The organism is Candidatus Binatia bacterium, from assembly GCA_026415395.1.
Classification (GTDB): domain Bacteria; phylum Desulfobacterota; class Binatia; order HRBIN30; family HRBIN30; genus HRBIN30.
In genome coordinates, this window is the sequence record JAOAHD010000003.1 from 1 (window position 1) to 15,790 (window position 15,790).

At 56.8% G+C, this 15,790-nt stretch carries 32 protein-coding genes; all 32 read left to right on the forward strand.

Features of this window, described 5'->3' with window-relative positions:
• Positions 1-142: elongation factor Tu (tuf, locus tag N3C12_02815; protein MCX8071372.1), on the forward strand; the 142-nt coding region annotated here is incomplete at its 5' end.
• 38 nt (positions 143-180) lie between these two features.
• Positions 181-489 carry a 30S ribosomal protein S10 gene (gene rpsJ, locus N3C12_02820; protein MCX8071373.1) on the forward strand — a complete coding sequence of 103 codons (309 nt, stop codon included), beginning with the start codon at positions 181-183 and terminating at the stop codon, positions 487-489.
• 76 nt (positions 490-565) lie between these two features.
• On the forward strand, positions 566-1,225 hold the full coding sequence (gene rplC, locus N3C12_02825; GenBank protein MCX8071374.1) for a 50S ribosomal protein L3: 660 nt from the start codon (positions 566-568) through the stop codon (positions 1,223-1,225).
• On the forward strand, positions 1,209-1,841 hold the full coding sequence (gene rplD, locus N3C12_02830; GenBank protein ID MCX8071375.1) for a 50S ribosomal protein L4: 633 nt from the start codon (positions 1,209-1,211) through the stop codon (positions 1,839-1,841). Before rplC ends, rplD begins: the two co-directional genes overlap by 17 nt.
• Positions 1,838-2,128, forward strand: coding sequence for a 50S ribosomal protein L23 (gene rplW / locus N3C12_02835; protein ID MCX8071376.1), 291 nt, complete (start codon positions 1,838-1,840; stop codon positions 2,126-2,128). The genes rplD and rplW overlap by 4 nt, the downstream gene beginning before the upstream one ends.
• 6 nt (positions 2,129-2,134) lie before the next feature.
• Positions 2,135-2,956, forward strand: coding sequence for a 50S ribosomal protein L2 (gene rplB / locus N3C12_02840; protein ID MCX8071377.1), 822 nt, complete (start codon positions 2,135-2,137; stop codon positions 2,954-2,956).
• A 36-nt stretch (positions 2,957-2,992) separates the two neighbouring features.
• Positions 2,993-3,274: a 30S ribosomal protein S19 gene (rpsS, locus tag N3C12_02845; GenBank protein ID MCX8071378.1), complete on the forward strand. Its 282-nt coding sequence runs from the start codon at positions 2,993-2,995 to the stop codon at positions 3,272-3,274.
• Positions 3,275-3,292: 18 nt separating this feature from the next.
• Positions 3,293-3,640, forward strand: coding sequence for a 50S ribosomal protein L22 (gene rplV, locus N3C12_02850; protein MCX8071379.1), 348 nt, complete (start codon positions 3,293-3,295; stop codon positions 3,638-3,640).
• Positions 3,641-3,647: 7 nt separating this feature from the next.
• Complete coding sequence (rpsC, locus tag N3C12_02855; protein ID MCX8071380.1) at positions 3,648-4,316, forward strand: 30S ribosomal protein S3; 669 nt, start codon at positions 3,648-3,650, stop codon at positions 4,314-4,316.
• Between the two features lie 40 nt (positions 4,317-4,356).
• A complete protein-coding gene (rplP, locus tag N3C12_02860; protein MCX8071381.1) occupies positions 4,357-4,776 on the forward strand; it encodes a 50S ribosomal protein L16 in 420 nt (139 codons plus the stop codon).
• 13 nt (positions 4,777-4,789) lie between these two features.
• Positions 4,790-4,987: a 50S ribosomal protein L29 gene (rpmC, locus tag N3C12_02865; GenBank protein ID MCX8071382.1), complete on the forward strand. Its 198-nt coding sequence runs from the start codon at positions 4,790-4,792 to the stop codon at positions 4,985-4,987.
• A complete protein-coding gene (gene rpsQ / locus N3C12_02870; GenBank protein MCX8071383.1) occupies positions 4,987-5,253 on the forward strand; it encodes a 30S ribosomal protein S17 in 267 nt (88 codons plus the stop codon). Before rpmC ends, rpsQ begins: the two co-directional genes overlap by 1 nt.
• Before the next feature lie 43 nt (positions 5,254-5,296).
• Entirely contained in the window at positions 5,297-5,665 is a 369-nt protein-coding gene (rplN, locus tag N3C12_02875; GenBank protein MCX8071384.1) for a 50S ribosomal protein L14, read from the forward strand.
• A 17-nt stretch (positions 5,666-5,682) separates the two neighbouring features.
• A complete protein-coding gene (rplX, locus tag N3C12_02880) occupies positions 5,683-6,003 on the forward strand; it encodes a 50S ribosomal protein L24 (GenBank protein MCX8071385.1) in 321 nt (106 codons plus the stop codon).
• A 9-nt stretch (positions 6,004-6,012) separates the two neighbouring features.
• The gene (gene rplE, locus N3C12_02885; GenBank protein ID MCX8071386.1) at positions 6,013-6,555 is read left to right on the forward strand and encodes a 50S ribosomal protein L5; all 543 of its coding nucleotides are present in this window, start codon (positions 6,013-6,015) and stop codon (positions 6,553-6,555) included.
• Positions 6,556-6,575: 20 nt separating this feature from the next.
• Positions 6,576-6,761, forward strand: a complete 186-nt coding sequence (locus N3C12_02890; GenBank protein ID MCX8071387.1) for a type Z 30S ribosomal protein S14 — start codon at positions 6,576-6,578, stop codon at positions 6,759-6,761.
• Between the two features lie 11 nt (positions 6,762-6,772).
• Positions 6,773-7,171: a 30S ribosomal protein S8 gene (rpsH, locus tag N3C12_02895; protein ID MCX8071388.1), complete on the forward strand. Its 399-nt coding sequence runs from the start codon at positions 6,773-6,775 to the stop codon at positions 7,169-7,171.
• A gap of 8 nt (positions 7,172-7,179) precedes the next feature.
• Entirely contained in the window at positions 7,180-7,725 is a 546-nt protein-coding gene (gene rplF, locus N3C12_02900; protein ID MCX8071389.1) for a 50S ribosomal protein L6, read from the forward strand.
• 3 nt (positions 7,726-7,728) lie between these two features.
• Positions 7,729-8,091, forward strand: a complete 363-nt coding sequence (rplR, locus tag N3C12_02905; GenBank protein ID MCX8071390.1) for a 50S ribosomal protein L18 — start codon at positions 7,729-7,731, stop codon at positions 8,089-8,091.
• A 19-nt stretch (positions 8,092-8,110) separates the two neighbouring features.
• Positions 8,111-8,644 (forward strand): 30S ribosomal protein S5, encoded by a 534-nt coding sequence (gene rpsE, locus N3C12_02910; protein ID MCX8071391.1) that lies wholly within the window; start codon positions 8,111-8,113, stop codon positions 8,642-8,644.
• A complete protein-coding gene (gene rpmD, locus N3C12_02915) occupies positions 8,637-8,822 on the forward strand; it encodes a 50S ribosomal protein L30 (GenBank protein MCX8071392.1) in 186 nt (61 codons plus the stop codon). The genes rpsE and rpmD overlap by 8 nt, the downstream gene beginning before the upstream one ends.
• Complete coding sequence (gene rplO / locus N3C12_02920) at positions 8,823-9,266, forward strand: 50S ribosomal protein L15 (protein ID MCX8071393.1); 444 nt, start codon at positions 8,823-8,825, stop codon at positions 9,264-9,266.
• 1 nt (position 9,267) lies between these two features.
• Entirely contained in the window at positions 9,268-10,581 is a 1,314-nt protein-coding gene (secY, locus tag N3C12_02925) for a preprotein translocase subunit SecY (protein ID MCX8071394.1), read from the forward strand.
• A gap of 88 nt (positions 10,582-10,669) precedes the next feature.
• Positions 10,670-11,431: a type I methionyl aminopeptidase gene (map, locus tag N3C12_02930; protein ID MCX8071395.1), complete on the forward strand. Its 762-nt coding sequence runs from the start codon at positions 10,670-10,672 to the stop codon at positions 11,429-11,431.
• Between the two features lie 48 nt (positions 11,432-11,479).
• Positions 11,480-11,593, forward strand: a complete 114-nt coding sequence (gene rpmJ, locus N3C12_02935) for a 50S ribosomal protein L36 (protein MCX8071396.1) — start codon at positions 11,480-11,482, stop codon at positions 11,591-11,593.
• Positions 11,594-11,628: 35 nt separating this feature from the next.
• Positions 11,629-12,012 (forward strand): 30S ribosomal protein S13, encoded by a 384-nt coding sequence (rpsM, locus tag N3C12_02940; protein ID MCX8071397.1) that lies wholly within the window; start codon positions 11,629-11,631, stop codon positions 12,010-12,012.
• A gap of 38 nt (positions 12,013-12,050) precedes the next feature.
• Complete coding sequence (rpsK, locus tag N3C12_02945) at positions 12,051-12,473, forward strand: 30S ribosomal protein S11 (protein MCX8071398.1); 423 nt, start codon at positions 12,051-12,053, stop codon at positions 12,471-12,473.
• A 32-nt stretch (positions 12,474-12,505) separates the two neighbouring features.
• Positions 12,506-13,132, forward strand: a complete 627-nt coding sequence (gene rpsD, locus N3C12_02950) for a 30S ribosomal protein S4 (protein MCX8071399.1) — start codon at positions 12,506-12,508, stop codon at positions 13,130-13,132.
• Positions 13,133-13,178: 46 nt separating this feature from the next.
• Entirely contained in the window at positions 13,179-14,204 is a 1,026-nt protein-coding gene (locus tag N3C12_02955) for a DNA-directed RNA polymerase subunit alpha (protein MCX8071400.1), read from the forward strand.
• A 37-nt stretch (positions 14,205-14,241) separates the two neighbouring features.
• A complete protein-coding gene (rplQ, locus tag N3C12_02960) occupies positions 14,242-14,643 on the forward strand; it encodes a 50S ribosomal protein L17 (protein ID MCX8071401.1) in 402 nt (133 codons plus the stop codon).
• A 329-nt stretch (positions 14,644-14,972) separates the two neighbouring features.
• On the forward strand, positions 14,973-15,227 hold the full coding sequence (locus N3C12_02965) for a hypothetical protein (protein ID MCX8071402.1): 255 nt from the start codon (positions 14,973-14,975) through the stop codon (positions 15,225-15,227).
• Between the two features lie 9 nt (positions 15,228-15,236).
• Entirely contained in the window at positions 15,237-15,371 is a 135-nt protein-coding gene (locus N3C12_02970) for a hypothetical protein (protein MCX8071403.1), read from the forward strand.
• Positions 15,372-15,790 lie beyond the last annotated feature (419 nt).

The window sequence follows — 15,790 nt, forward strand, 5'->3', positions numbered from 1 at the left end:
GGAGATGGTGATGCCTGGGGATAATGTGCGTTTGAGCGTGGAGTTGATCACGCCAATTGCGATGGAAGAAGGACTGCGCTTTGCCATCCGTGAAGGAGGCCGCACCGTCGGTGCCGGCGTCGTCACGAAGATTATGGAGTAAAGGGCTGGGGTGTCCTCCCGGTCGTTGGTTCGGGGACTATGAGCCAGAGAATTCGGATTAGACTTAAGGCCTACGATCACAGACTGCTTGATCAGTCGGTGAAGGAGATTGTAGATACAGTGCGGCAGACGGGAGGCAGGGTTGCTGGCCCGGTGCCGCTCCCGACGAGAATTGAGCGGTTTACCGTCAATCGGTCCCCCCATGTGGATAAGAAATCACGCGAGCAATTCGAAATAAGGACGCATAAGAGATTGATCGACATCCTCGACCCCACTCAGCAGACGATGGATGCGCTCGGGAAGCTTGAGTTGGCTGCGGGGGTAGATGTGGAAATTAAACTCGCCTGACGGCGGAGAGCTCATTAGTTGCTGTGGAACCTCGGCGCCGATGTTAGGCGTTGGGGGGCGATAGACGAGGGATAACATGACGGGATTGATCGGACAGAAGCTCGGAATGACTCAAGTGTTTGATGCAGGCGGTCGCCTAGTGCCTGTCACCGTTCTCCGGGTGGGTCCGTGTACAGTCGTCCAACTAAAAACAGAGGCATCGGACGGCTACGCCGCAGTTCAGTTGGGGTTTGGGGAACAGAAGAAAAGCAGGGTGTCAAAGGCTTATCGTGGGCATTGCGAGCGCGCTGGTGATCGCGTCTTTCGCGTTCTCCGAGAGTTCCCCGTGGAGCAGGGGGTGGACTGTGCGGTCGGGCGTGAAATTCGTGTCGGTGACGTTTTTTCAGTCGGGCAGTACGTCGACGTCACAGGAATTTCAAAAGGGCGGGGTTTTGCGGGCGTAATGAAGAGGCATGGGTTTGGTGGATTTCCGGGAAGCCACGGAACGCACGAATACTTTCGCCACGGGGGATCCATTGGGAACCGCTCGTTCCCGGGGCGCGTTTTCAAGGGGAAGCGCATGGCAGGTCACTACGGAGCGGAGCGGGTAACCATCCAGAATCTGTCGGTCGTGGCGGTTGTTCCCGAAGAAGATTTGCTTCTTGTTCGTGGCGCGGTTCCGGGTCCCAATGGCGGGATCGTGCTGGTGCGGCGCGCGATTAAGCACCAGGAGGTGGCCGGTGCCCAACTCGGCTAGTGTCGCGGTGGTTTCTCCGGAAGGTGGCCAGGTTGGGGAGCTTCCTCTCCCAGCGGAAATCTTTGGTGTACCAGTACGTGTGCACCTGTTGCATGCCGCAGTTCGTTGGCAGCTTGCGAAGAGGCGGGCTGGAACGCACTCTACCAAAACGCGTGGCGAGGTTAGCGGGGGAGGAAAGAAGCCGTGGCGGCAGAAGGGGACCGGCCGGGCAAGGGCAGGGAGCATCCGCTCTCCGCTGTGGGTGGGTGGTGCGGTAGTGTTTGGGCCGAAGCCGCGCGACTACTCGTATTTGCTGCCCCGAAGTGCGCGTATCGCAGCCCTCAAGTCGGCTGTGTCGGCCAAAGTCAAGGAGGGGACGCTGCTAGTAGTGGAGCGCATCGGCCTCGAGCAACCTAAAACTCGGTTGTTTGCGCAGTTTTTAGGGAAGCTCGGAGTGAACAGTGGACTGATTGTTTTGCCTGATCGTGACGAAATGTTAGAACGGGCCGGACGAAATCTCCCTTGGGCGAAGGTGATTCCAGCGTCGGGGCTGAACGTTTACGATGTGTTGCGTTACCGGCATCTGGTCACGACCCCTGAGGGGCTACGGGCGATTGAGGAGAGGTTAGCCCAATGATGGAACCTTCTGATGTGATTCGGTCTGCACTTGTGACAGAAAAGGGAACCCTGCTTCATCAAGAGGGCAACCAGTACGTGTTTGTAGTGCACCCGAAGGCCAACAAGTACGAGATTCGGAGTGCAGTGGAAAAAATCTTTAGGGTGAAGGTGCTTAAGGTGAGAACTGCTAATTATCTCGGACAGGTGCGCCGGACGGGCCGGACTATGGGACGTCGGCCCAGTTGGAAAAAGGCGTACGTGACATTGGCCGAAGGGCATAAAATTGAACTGTTCGAGCTGGGTTGATCCATTATGCCGGTGAAGCAATACAAACCAACATCTCCAGGGCGGCGGTTTCAGACGGTCCTGGATTTCTCGGAACTGACCCGAAAAGAGCCTGAGCGCGCTTTGCTGGAGCCGAAGAAGAGCTCGGGAGGGAGAAATTCACTCGGGCGCATGACCGTCCGTCATCGCGGTGGGGGGCACAAGCGGCTGTACAGGGTCCTAGACTTTAAACGGGATAAAATCGGTGTGCCGGGGAAAGTGGCGGCAATCGAATATGACCCCAATCGGTCCGCCCACATAGCACTCATCCACTATAAGGATGGAGAGAAGCGGTACATGTTGGCCCCTCTAGGTTTGTCTGTAGGGCAGGAGGTTGTTTCTGGGCCTGATGTGGATGTCCGTGTGGGCAACTGCTTGCCGTTACGCAGTATCCCAACGGGGACCGTTGTGCACAACGTAGAACTGAAACCTGGTGCTGGAGGGCAACTGGGTCGGAGCGCAGGTGCGGCAATTCAACTAATGGCGAAAGAAGAAGACCGTGCCTTGCTCAAGCTGCCATCGGGCGAGCTGCGGTACGTTAGGATCGATTGTCGGGCGACGATTGGACAGGTCGGCAACGTGGATCACGAGAATGTATCCATTGGCAAGGCTGGACGCTCAAGGTGGTTAGGTCGCCGGCCGCATGTGCGGGGAATTGCGATGAACCCAGTGGACCACCCCCATGGTGGTGGTGAGGGTCGTTCGAAGGGCAACCACCCGCAATCTCCCTGGGGTCAGCCGGCGAAAGGATATAAGACCCGCAGAAACAAGAGAACAGATCGGTTCATTGTCAAGCGGCGGAACGCGTAATCGCCCGAACCAAAGGAAATTCAGAAGGAGCTGTCTGTGGCCCGTTCGTTAAAGAAAGGTCCCTTCATCGATGAGCACCTGCTGAAAAAGGTGCAGGCGCTCAATCAAGCTGGCCAGAAGCAGGCAATCCGGACGTACTCTCGAAGATCAACGATTAGCCCGGAGATGGTGGGTCATACCTTCATGGTTTACAACGGCCGCAAGTTCATCCCGGTGTTCGTCACGGAAAATATGGTTGGGCACAAGCTTGGCGAATTCGCACCGACGCGCACCTTCCACGGACACGCAGGTGATCGGAAGGCGGAAGTGAAGAAGTAGGGAAGCTGGAACGTGACGATGGAAGCTCGTGCAAGAGTCAGATACTTACGGATCGCTCCTCGGAAGCTCCGGTTAGTGGCAGATTTGGTGCGTGGCAAGCCGGTAGAGCAAGCGCTCCAGCTGCTGCAATTCACGCCTAAGCGCGGGGCTCGACTACTTGCTAAGGCACTGCGTTCCGCAGTTGCGAATGCGGAGCAGGCAGGAGATCGGATTGACGTTGATGCGTTAGTTGTCGCGTCAGTGACGGTAGACGGGGGTCCGACGCTGAAGAGGTTTCTGCCGAGGGCACACGGTCGCGCCACCCCTATTCGAAAACGAACGAGTCACTTAACGGTAGTCCTGTCGGATCGGGCTGCATCGAGTTGAGGTGATCATGGGCCAAAAGGTTCACCCAAAGGGTTTCAGGCTGGGCGTAATTGAGCAATGGGAATCTCGCTGGTTCGCCAAGAAGGAGTATGCCGACTGGCTGCATGAGGATCTCAAGTTGAGAAAGTTTCTGAAAGAAAAGCTCTATCAAGCAGGGATTTCGCAAATAGAGATTGAGCGCTTCGCCAACAAACTCCGCGTCAACATTCACACAGCGAGGCCCGGAATCGTGATCGGGAAGAAGGGCGCTGAGATCGATAAGCTCAAGCAAGAGATCTTTCAGCTGACGAAAAAGGAACCGATTGTCAACGTACATGAGGTCAGACGTCCCGACCTCGAAGGACAGTTGGTAGCTGAAAATGTTGCCCTCCAGTTGCAGCGGCGTGTTGCATTTAGAAGAGCGATGAAGGAGGCGGTAAGCCGAGCAATGCGTATGGGGGCGCAAGGGGTCAAGATTCAATGTGCCGGCCGCCTTGCGGGCGCAGAAATTGCCCGCACGGAGTGGTACCGTGAGGGTCGCGTGCCCCTCCACACGCTTCGAGCGCGGATCAGCTACGGTTTCGCCGAGGCGAAGACGACTTACGGGGTGATTGGGATTAAGGCGTGGATCTTTCGAGGCGAGGTTTTGTCGCGTGAGGAAAACCCATTGTTTGGACAGACTGGCTCATCCAGTTAACGTCGTGACTGTGAGCGATTTACCCTCTTAGGAAAAACTCATGTTAGCTCCCAAGAAAACTAAATACAGAAAGCAGCAACGGGGTCGACGCCGGGGAACTGCCTGGCGGGGGTGCACGTTGGCGTTTGGAGACTTCGGCTTACAAGCCACAGAGCGTGGTTGGGTGACGGCGCGGGAACTGGAAGCGGCGCGCGTGGCGCTCACCCGGCACATCAAGCGCGGGGGTCGCGTCTGGGTGCGAGTTTTCCCGGATAAACCGGTGACGAAAAAGCCCGCAGAAACCCGAATGGGCAAGGGGAAGGGGTCGCCCGAAATGTGGGTGGCCGTGGTGAGGCCGGGAAGAATGTTGTTCGAAATGGAAGGTGTGCCTGAACCGGTTGCACGCGAGGCGTTTAGGCTAGCGGCACATAAGCTCTCGGTTGGAACGCAATTTCGAAGTCGAGCGACGGCGCTCCTTTAGTGGATCGGTAGCCATGCGAGCAAAGGAACTCCGTGAAATGCCAGACAGCGAATTGCACGCAAAGCTGCAAGAGCTTCGCGAGCGCTTGATTGCTCTTCGTATGAAAAAGCGAATTGGTGGCTTAGAAAACCCTGCCCTGCTGAGAGCCACACGGCGGGATGTTGCCCGTATTCTGACGATCTTGCGAGAGCGGAGGGAGGTCGCCAAGTGATGACTACCGAGGTGCGGCGGGGGCAGCAAAAAACCAGAGAGGGCATCGTTGTAAGCGACCGCATGGATAAGACTGTTGTGGTGGTGGTTGAACGGGTCGTCCAACACCCAAAGTATAAGAAGAGAGTACGACGTCGGGCGCGAGTGAAGGCACATGACCCGCGAAATGAATGCCGGGTGGGCGACCGAGTTTTGATTCGCGAAACACGGCCTCTGAGTCGCGAAAAGCGATGGGCGGTGAGTCGTATCCTAGAGCGTGCGCAGTAGGGCTCGATCAGTGAGACTTTAAGGGACCGGAGAGAGGTATCCAATGGTTCAGGCGGAGACGGTTTTAGACGTTGCGGATAATTCTGGCGCTCGAAAGGTCCTGTGCATTAAGGTGCTGGGCGGTACGCGGCGGAGGTATGCCACGGTCGGTGACATCATTGTGGTCTCTGTGAAGGAGGCAGTGCCGAACGGTAAGGTGAAAAAGGGGGACGTTGCCAAAGCAGTCGTGGTGAGAACGGCAAAAGAAATCGGCCGCCCCGACGGCTCTTATATTAAGTTCGACACGAATTCGGCGGTGTTGATCGACAACCAGAGGGAGCCGATTGGAACTCGTATTTTCGGTCCTGTGGCCCGGGAGCTGCGTGCAAAGCGGTTCATGAAGATCCTTTCTTTGGCGCCGGAAGTTATCTGAAGAGTTTGACGGACTGTATGGCTGCGAAGATTAAGAAGGGTGACCTGGTAATGGTTATTGCGGGAAAGGAACGTGGTAAGACCGGACGTATCCTCAGATGTGACCCGCGAAAGTCAGTTGTTCTCATTGAGCGGCTCAACATGGTGAAGAGGCACCTGCGAGCACGCGGTTCTCAGAGCCGGCAGGGGATCGTGGAGAAAGAGGCGCCGATCCATGTTTCGAACGTGATGATCATGTGCGAGCGGTGTAACGCGCCGGTACGTGTCGGTTTCAAACGTACTGCCGAAAACCGGTTGGTACGGGTCTGCCGCCGGTGTGGTGATCAATTGGATAAGTGAGCCGGATCCATGAAGTCGAGATTACGGGAGCGTTACGAGAAAGAGGTGGTCCCAAAGTTGATGCGGGAGCTTGGTTATCGGAATCGGTTTCAGGTACCCCGCCTAGAGAAAATCGTTGTGAATGTGGGTCTTGGTGAGGCCACGCAAAACGCCAAGCTCCTGGAGGCCGCAATGGCTGAATTGGCGGCGATCAGCGGACAGAAACCCGTCGCAACCCGCGCCCGGAAGGCTATTGCGAACTTCAAGCTGCGAAAGGGAATGGCCATTGGGTGTATGGTGACATTGCGAGGGGAGAGAATGTACGAATTTTTCGATCGTCTTGTTAATGTCGCGCTTCCGAGGGTGCGAGATTTTAAGGGCGTGTCAGACCGTTCTTTTGACGGGAGGGGAAATTACTCTTTAGGCATCCGGGAGCAGATCATTTTCCCAGAGATCGACTTAGACAAGGTGGAGAAGGTGCACGGCTTGACAGTTTGCATCGGCACAACTGCGCGCACCGACGCCGAGGCACGGAGTCTCCTGCAAGAGTTGGGAATGCCCTTTAGGGGTTAGGGAAACGGAGAGAACGTTAAATGGCGAGGAAATGCCTTAGGGTTAAAGCGGAACGAGTTCCCAAGTTTCGGGTGCGAGCGCGAAATCGCTGCCCTCGCTGTGGGCGACCTCGTGGTTTCTACCGGCGTTTCAGGCTTTGTCGTCTTTGCTTGCGTGACTTAGCCCGGAAGGGTGAAATCCCAGGCCTTGTGAAGGCTAGTTGGTGAGGTGGGTTCGCATGGGAATGACGGATCCAATTGCGGACATGCTTACGCGCATCCGAAACGCGTGCCAGGCGCGGAAAGAGTCAGTAGAAGTGCCTTGGTCTAAGCTGAAAGAAACCATTCTTGATATTCTCCGACGTGAGGGCTTTATTGACGGCTACGTCACGGTTGAACAGGATGGGAAGCCGTGGCTACAAGTGACGCTCCGGTACGACGCCGAAAATCGGCCGGTGATTAACGGGCTGAAGCGCGTCAGCAAGCCGGGCTTGCGTGTCTACGTGACCGTAGATGAAATCCCACTCGTGCGTCGTGGTTTGGGCATTTCTATCCTCTCAACCTCTTGCGGTGTATTAACAGATCGGGAGGCTCGCCAGCGTCATGTGGGAGGCGAGCTTCTTTGTTCGGTTTGGTGAAAAGAACTATGTCGCGTATTGGCAAGCAACCCATTCAGATACCTGAGGGGGTCCGACTCAACGTTGACGACAGTGTGGTTAAAGTCGAAGGGCCCAAGGGTTCGTTGTCCCAACCCCTTCCTCCGTACGTGAGGGTGGAAATAGAGGGGAGCGTGGCGCGAGTGGTCAGGACGGAGGAGTCGCGAAGAGCTCGTGCGATGCATGGTCTCGCGCAACGGCTCGTTGCAAACGCGGTCACGGGTGTCTCCAAGGGGTTTTCGAAGACCTTGGAGATCGTTGGCGTGGGGTACCGCGTTGAACCCCGAGGGCAGGCTTTGTACTTCACGCTAGGGTACTCGCATCCGATCCTGTTCCAGTTGCCCCCGGGGGTGTCAGCGAAAGTGGAGCGTCAGACCCTTTTAACGTTGGAGGGTATTGATAAGCAGCTTGTTGGGCAGTGCGCGGCAATGATTCGGAGTTTGCGTCCCCCGGAGCCCTACAAGGGGAAGGGCATCCGGTATCAGAACGAGGTCCTGCGCCGCAAGGCTGGAAAAGCTGCTGGTGGTGGAGGTTGATCTATGGCTTTGGCCAAAAAGGTCCTGGCACGGTACCGCCGCCAGGCGCGCGTTCGTAAAAAGGTTCGGGGAACGGATACCAAACCGAGGTTGTGCGTATTTAGGAGCAACAAGCATATTTATGCTCAGGTGATTTCGGACCAAACGGGTCGGACGCTCGCCGCTGCATCGACGTTAGAGCCAGAGTTGAGGGCTACTGGCAGGACCGGGAACAAAGAAGCGGCTCGGAGAGTCGGCGAACTTGTTGGTCAGAAATGCAGGCAATTGGGAATTACCGAGGTTGTGTTCGATCGGAACGGGTTTTTGTACCACGGCCGTGTACAGGCGGTAGCAGAAGGGGCCCGACAGGCTGGCCTGAAGTTTTAAGTGGTGGAAGGGTAGGTTCATGGCGTTTAGAGTCAGGGAGCGGCCGGAGTTAGGTGGCACTGAGCTTCGCGAACGAGTAGTTCAAGTGAACCGCGTCGCCAAAGTAGTCAAAGGTGGGCGACGGTTCAGCTTCAGCGCTCTGGTGGTAGTGGGAGACGAACGGGGCCACGTGGGTTATGGGTTAGGGAAAGCTAACGAAGTACCGGAAGCGATTCGCAAAGGGATCGAAGCAGCGAAGAAAAATCTGGTTGAGATTCCCATCACCGAAAATGGATCGATCCCATACGAAGTGGAAGGGCATTTTGGGTCGGGGCGAGTTGTCATGCGGCCGGCCGCAGAGGGTACTGGGGTGATTGCTGGTGCGGGGGTAAGGGCCGTGGTTGAGCTTGCCGGTGTGCGGAATGTTCTCACGAAGAGCCTCGGTTCGAACAATCCCCACAACGTAGTAAAGGCGGCGTTTGACGCCCTAGCGCAATTGCGGAGGCCAGAAGCGTTGCTTAGGGCGCGAGGGAAATTGTCCGATTCGAGTCTGGGCGAGGCAGTCAATGACTGAAGTGGAGAAGGTGCGGGTGCGATTGGTGCGCAGCCCAATCGGTGCCACGGAGCGACAGCGAGCGACCTTGCGGGCCTTGGGGCTGAAAAGGCGAGGCAGAACAGTCTCTGTGCCGGCAACCCCACCAATGCTCGGTCGGATTGCTGTCGTTCGACACCTGGTGGAAGTGGAAAAGTAAATGGTCAACTTATCTACGCTCAAACCAAAAGCGGGTGCAGTCAAGAAACGAAAACGAGTCGGGAGGGGACCTGGGTCGGGGCACGGAAAGACCTCTGGTCGCGGTCATAAGGGCCGTCGCTCTCGTTCGGGAGGTAACACACCACCGGGTTACGAGGGTGGGCAAATGCCCTTGCAACGGCGCCTTCCGAAGCGCGGCTTCCGGAACCCCTTCGGACGCGACTACGCAGAGGTGACTTTACGAGTGCTCGATGCGAAGTTCCCTGAGGGTGCGGTGGTGGAGCCCAACGCTCTGGTGAGCCAAGGCATCGTGACGAAGAAGCTGCCCATTAAGGTTTTGGCGACCGGCGTTATCACAAAGGCGCTCACAGTGCGCGCTCACGCATTCAGTAAAAAGGCGAAAGAGCTGATCGAAGCAGCAGGCGGGTCGGCCGAGGTTATTTGAAGTGTTTCAGGGGTTTCAAAACGTACCCAGGATTCCCGAATTGCGTCGGCGCGTCGGCTTCACTTTGCTGATGCTTGCCGTCTACCGAATCGGTGTGCATGTCCCCACTCCGGGTGTCGACGGAAAGGCTCTCGCCGATTTCTTTGCCCAACACAGCAACTCGATGGTTGGTATGGTGAACATGCTCTCCGGCGGAGCGCTCGAGCGCTTTTCGATCTTTGCGCTCGGTGTCATGCCATACATTAGTGCCTCGATCATCTTGCAGTTGCTGACAGTGGTCGTCCCGCATCTGGAGAGGCTTTCTAAGGAAGGAGAAATTGGCAGGCGAAAAATCACGCAGTATACGAGGTATGCGACGGTATTCCTTTCTCTGATCCAAGGCATCTTCATTAGCGTTGGTTTGGAGCAGCTTACTTCGCCCGGAGGCAGCCCCGTGGTTTATAACCCAGGGTGGAGCTTCCGCACCATGACCGTGTTGACGCTGACTACGGGTACCGTCTTCCTGATGTGGGTTGGGGAGCAGATATCCGAGAGAGGCATCGGCAACGGAATCTCCCTAATCATTTTTACAGGGATCGTAGCGGGCCTCCCCTCGGCTGCAGCGACTGTCATTGAATTCGTCCGAGAGGGTGAAATGGGCGTTCTGGTGGTCGTGGCTCTGTTGGCCTTCATGGTCGCCGTAGTTGCGTTCATTATCTTCATGGAGCGAGCGCAGCGTCGGATCCCAGTCCACTACGCGAAGCGAGTGGTGGGAAGGCGTGTCTACGGGGGGCAGAGTTCCCATTTGCCCTTAAAGCTGAACACCGCGGGGGTAATCCCTCCGATTTTCGCAAGTTCATTGCTGGGTTTTCCGGGGACAATTGCGGGGTTTGTGGATCGGCCCTGGGCTCGCGCAGTCCAAAACTGGCTTGTGCCGGGCGCTGCCGTCTATGAGGTCTGTTATGTCGCGCTGATTATATTCTTTTGCTATTTTTACACGGCCGTGACGTTTAGAACCGATGACGTTGCGGACAACATGAAGAAGTTTGGCGGGTATATTCCCGGTATCCGACCAGGTGCCAGAACCGCGGAATATATTGATCGAATTCTGGCGCGGATCACCCTTGTGGGTGCGCTGTATGTCTCGGCTGTATGTGTGCTGCCGACGATTTTGATCCAGAGGTTCAACGTTCCGTTCTACTTTGGCGGCACAGCCCTGTTGATCGTGATCGGCGTCGCCCTTGATACCGTAGCGCAAATTGAAACCCACATGCTCACGCGCAGTTATCAGGGGTTCATGCGTCGCGGGAGGATCAAGGGGCGGCGCGAGTTGTGAAGACTGTCCGGCACCTGAGCAGCCCGACTGGGCGGCCGCTGGCGACAAAAAAGCGAGCTTGCTCGCTCTCGGCTATCGAACGCTTGGAATGGTTAAGATTAAAACAAATGACCAGATCAAAGCCATGCGCAAGGCGGGCGAGATTGTCGCGCGCGTGCTGGCGGAGCTCCAGGAGCGGGTTAAGCCGGGAATCACCACTGGTGAGTTGGATCGTGTTGCAGAGGAACTCACATACAAGTTCGGCGCTGTACCTGCATTCAAAGGTTACCAGGTCGGAGGTCGAGTATACCCGGCGGCGCTCTGCATTTCGGTCAACGAGGAGGTGGTTCACGGGATTCCGAGCCGGTCGCGGCGACTCCAAGAGGGAGATATTGTTGGTTTGGACTTTGGTGTTCGATACCAAGGGGTTTACGGCGACGCTGCAATTACCGTGGCGGTTGGTTGCGTGGACGAGGAATCACAACGACTCATCCGCACGGCAGAGGCAGCCTTGTGGGCGGGCATTCAAGAGGCTCGGCCTGGGAAAAGAGTCGGGGACATTTCGGCCGCCATTCAGGAAACCGTCGAAGCTGCAGGGTTCTCAGTGGTGCGGCAGTTTGTAGGGCATGGGATCGGCGAGAGACTCCATGAGGATCCACAGGTTCCGAACTTCGGCCGGCGCGACCGGGGCGAGCGGTTGGTGGAGGGGATGGCGCTGGCGATTGAGCCGATGGTGAATGCCGGCAGTTGGGAAGTAGAGATCTTGCAGGATGGATGGACGGCTGTTACGCGAGATCGCCGTCGTTCTGCACACTTTGAGCACTCCGTGCTGATAACGCGTGACGGCGCTGAGGTGCTCACACAGGTTTGAACGGCAGGGTTAGACCTCAAGAACGAACTGCCCGGAGGAGAGTGGGCGATGAAGGTAAGGGCATCAGTGAAACCTATCTGTAAAAAATGCAAGGTAATTCGGCGCGAAGGCGTGGTACGCGTGATCTGCGAAAATCCCCGCCATAAGCAACGGCAGGGTTAAACCGGAAAGTTAATTGCACCAAGGACGGAGGGTGAATGGCGCGTATCGCTGGGGTTGATCTGCCGCGGAATAAGAGAATGGAGGTGGCGCTGACGTACATCTACGGAATCGGCCGCTCCACTTCGCAAAAGATATTGCTCGAGGCCGGAGTACCGTTCGACCGAAAGACCGATCAACTGTCTGACGAGGAGCTGGTGCGGCTTCGACAGATTATTGATACAAAATATAAAGTTGAAGGCGATCTGCGCCGGGAAGTCGCCCAGAACATCAAACGGTTGATGGACATTAACTGCTACCGGGGAATCCGGCACCGTCGAAATCTTCCCGTGCGCGGTCAACGAACACATACAAATGCGAGAACTAGGAAGGGCCCGCGGCGCACGGTGGCAGGAAAGAAGCCACCCCCTCCTAAGGGTTGATGAGTATTTAAAGATGCGAGCTCGTTTTGGGAGCTGACATGGCGAAGAACGATGCAGGAGTAAAAACCACTGCGGAAGCAACCACTGGGCAACGTCGCAAGCGAACGAAGCGGGTGGTTCCTGAAGGAATCGTGCATATTCACTCCACGTTTAACAACACCATTGTTTCGATTACTGACCCGGTGGGCAACGTCATTGCCTGGGCTAGCGCAGGCACTGTCGGGTTCAAAGGGTCCCGAAAAGGGACGCCGTTTGCCGCGCAGCTTGCTGCCGAAAGTGCAGCCCGAAAGGCGGCAGAAATGGGCATGAGGACAGTGCAGGTGCATGTCAAAGGGCCTGGCGCGGGGAGAGAGTCGGCCCTTCGGGCTCTTCAGAACTCGGGTTTTACCATCACAGTGATAAAAGATGTCACTCCGATCCCTCACAATGGCTGTCGGCCGCCAAAGAGGCGCCGTGTTTGAGTCGGACGGAGTCTTTTGAGGGAGGATAAGGATTGGCGCGTTATCGAGATCCGGTTTGCAGGCTTTGCCGACGAGAAGGTGTGAAGCTCTTCCTGAAAGGAGAGCGTTGCTACTCGGATAAGTGTGCCCTGGAAAGGCGAAATTACCCCCCGGGCCAGCACGGCCAGGCCCGTACGAAGCACTCTGAGTACGCAATGCAGCTTCGGGAGAAGCAGAAGCTAAAGCGGATGTATGGCTTGCTGGAGGGGCAATTTAGGCGGTACTTCGAACTCGCGGAGCGCAGCCGTGAGGTTACGGGCGACCGGCTTTTGCAGATTCTTGAGCAGAGACTGGATAACATGGTTTACCGGCTCGGGTTTGCTCGGTCGAGGGCCGAAGCCAGGCAGTTAGTCCGGCATGGACATTTCCTGGTCGATGGGAAGCGCGTGAATATTCCATCTTTCCTCGTAAAACCTGGTCAAACGATCGCTGTGCGTGAGAAGAGCCGCCAACTGCTCCCGATCCAGCAGGCACTGGAGACCGCAAAGCGCCGTGGCGTGCCGGATTGGTTGGAGTTGGACGAGGCGAATTTCTGCGGCAGGGTGAAGGCACTGCCGACCCGCGAAGAAATTCCGGTCCAGGTCAATGAGAAGCTAGTGGTCGAGCTGTATTCCAAGTAACGGGATCTTGAGCGAAATCGGAAGCTCGAGGAGGGTCAGCAAGAAAATGCTACCACAAGAAAACTGGCGAGGCCTTATTAAACCGCGAAAGCTGGAGCCTGATACAAAGGAACTCAGCCCAACTTACGGTAAGTTTGTCGCTGAACCGCTGGAGAGGGGATTTGGAACAACTTTGGGGAACGCCCTCCGCAGGGTTTTGTTGTCTTCGTTACAGGGGTGCGCAGTTACAGCGGTTCGGATCGAGGGAGTCTTACACGAGTTTTCGACCGTCCCGGGTGTGCGCGAAGACGTAGCTGATGTGATTCTTAACTTGAAGGAAGTTCGCTTCCGGATGGACGAGGGGCACGAAGCTATTGGACGCATTGAAGCGAAGGGTGAAAAGGTGGTCACCGCAGCAGACATCATCCTGGGGCCTCATGTACACGTGCTGAACCCCGAGCAGCACATTGCGACACTCTCTCGGGACGGGCGACTACAGATAGAGCTTACCATCAAGCTAGGAAGGGGGTACGTCCCCGCGGAGCGTAACAAGCAGGAGGGGGCACCGATCGGTACGATACCCGTCGATGCAGTCTTCTCTCCAATCCGAAAGGTGAATTACACCGTCACGAATGCTCGCGTTGCCCAACGGACGGACTACGATCGTTTGACCCTCGAGGTCTGGACGGATGGAAGCGTTAAGCCTGATGACGCGGTCGCCTACGCCGCGCGAATCTTACAGGATCAGTTGGCGATCTTCATCAACTTTGAGGAACTGCCGGCGCCGGAAGAGGCGAAAGAGGCCGTCCAACAACCGCAATTTAACGAAAACCTGTTTCGGAGTGTCGCAGAATTGGACTTGTCCGTCAGGGCGGCAAACTGCTTGCAAAACGCCGGCATTAAGTACATCGGCGAGTTAGTGCAAAAGACCGAGCAGGAGATGCTCAAGACCAAGAACTTTGGCAGAAAATCGCTGAACGAGATTAAGGAGATCCTTCGTCAGATGGGCCTCGAATTGGGGATGAAGCTAGAAAACTTCCCTTCCCGAGCCGAATTGGATGCGCGCTGGGCACGCGAGAAGGAAAGTGCGTGAACGTCCCCCTGACACGAGCGAGGAGTGGGGTTGAAAAATGAGGCATCTGAAGGCCGGTCGCAAGTTGAGTCGGACGAGTGCTCATCGTAAGGCGTTGCTCCGCAACTTGGCAACAGCACTTGTAGAGCGGGAACAGATCAAGACCACGGACGCAAAAGCCAAGGAGCTTCGTCGGGTGGTTGACCGCTTGATTACGTTAGGAAAACGGGGCACGCTGCACGCGCGTCGGCAGGCCGCAGCGGTGTTGCGGACGAAAGCGGCGGTTAAAAAGCTTTTTGACGAGTTGGCTCCGCGGTTCAGTCAACGGAACGGCGGATACACGCGAGTGCTGAAGTTCGGTCGCCGGGTGGGAGACGCCGCTCCCATATCCATCGTAGAGTTCACGGAACGCTCGGAAGCAAAAGAGGACCGACGCGAACGTCGCTCTCTAGAGTCGTGAAGCCCGTCTGAAGCGGTGTACCGATTCTCGGCCCCCGGGCATCGTTAAAGGGCAGCCCGGATGGATTCTTGGCGCTGTTGAATCCTTCTGTGGAGTGTACCCTACCCAGTGCCTATAAATTGTTTGAAACAGCGACACTGAGGCCTCGTGGCGCCTGAAGTGCTCTGACCAAGAACACAAGGTCTGCGCTGGACAAACGGCTGTCGTTGTTCAGGTCCGCGCTTCGGGAAAGAGCCCTTGGCGTAAAAAGCTGCCCGACCAATAGCAGTACGTCTGCTTCTGTCACTCGCCGGTCGCCGTCTAAGTCCGCTGGGTTTTGTGGGGATGGCGTGGCAGTTGGTGTTTTCGTTGGCGAGGGGGGGGACGTCAGCGTTGGCGTTACGGATAAGCTAGGTGTGGCCGTCGGAGTCGCTGTGGTGGATGGGCTAAGGGAAGGGGTGAGCGAAGGAGTCGGACTGCATGTTGGGGAGTCTGTTCTGGTTGGGCTGACAGTATTATTAGTGGTTGAGGGAGTCGAGGCAGGCGACGCGGTGGCAGAGGGCGTTCTTGACGCCGACGGTGCGGGAGTTCCCGAAGGGCTTTGAGAGGGCGTTGTGGTAGGCGAGCGTGTCGCTGTGATGGTAGAGGTGCGTGTCGATGTGGTGCTCATGGTTGCGGTGCTGCTCGGCGAAAGGGTGGCGGTGGCTGAGGGTGACACCGTCGGGCTGACGGTGAAAGTGAAAGTGTAAGTCGCACGGGGGGGCTGGGTTGAGCTAGGCGATGCTGAGGGAGTGGGGGATGGGATCCTACTCGAGGCGAGTGTTGGAGTTGGGCTGTTTGTTGTTGTGGCGGTAGGGCCTCCGGTAGTCGGTGACAACGAGGGGGATGCGGTTTGCGTGGGGTTTTCCTCCGCAATTGTAGGGCTCCATGTGACGATCGGGGTTGCGTGAGTCGGTGTTTCTGTCACGGTCGGCTGCGGAGTGCCAAGGGAAGTGGCGGTGAGCAATGGCGTGATGGGTGAGTGAGTGGCTGACGGGGTTTGTAACGCCGGGGAGGATGTTGCCGTGGTGAGGGTTGGGCTCGGCGGTGGTGCCATGTCCTCGGAAGGGGTGGGGGAGGGCGTGGCGGTTTTTGAACTACCAATGGTACGATTTGTTGTCGCCGTCCG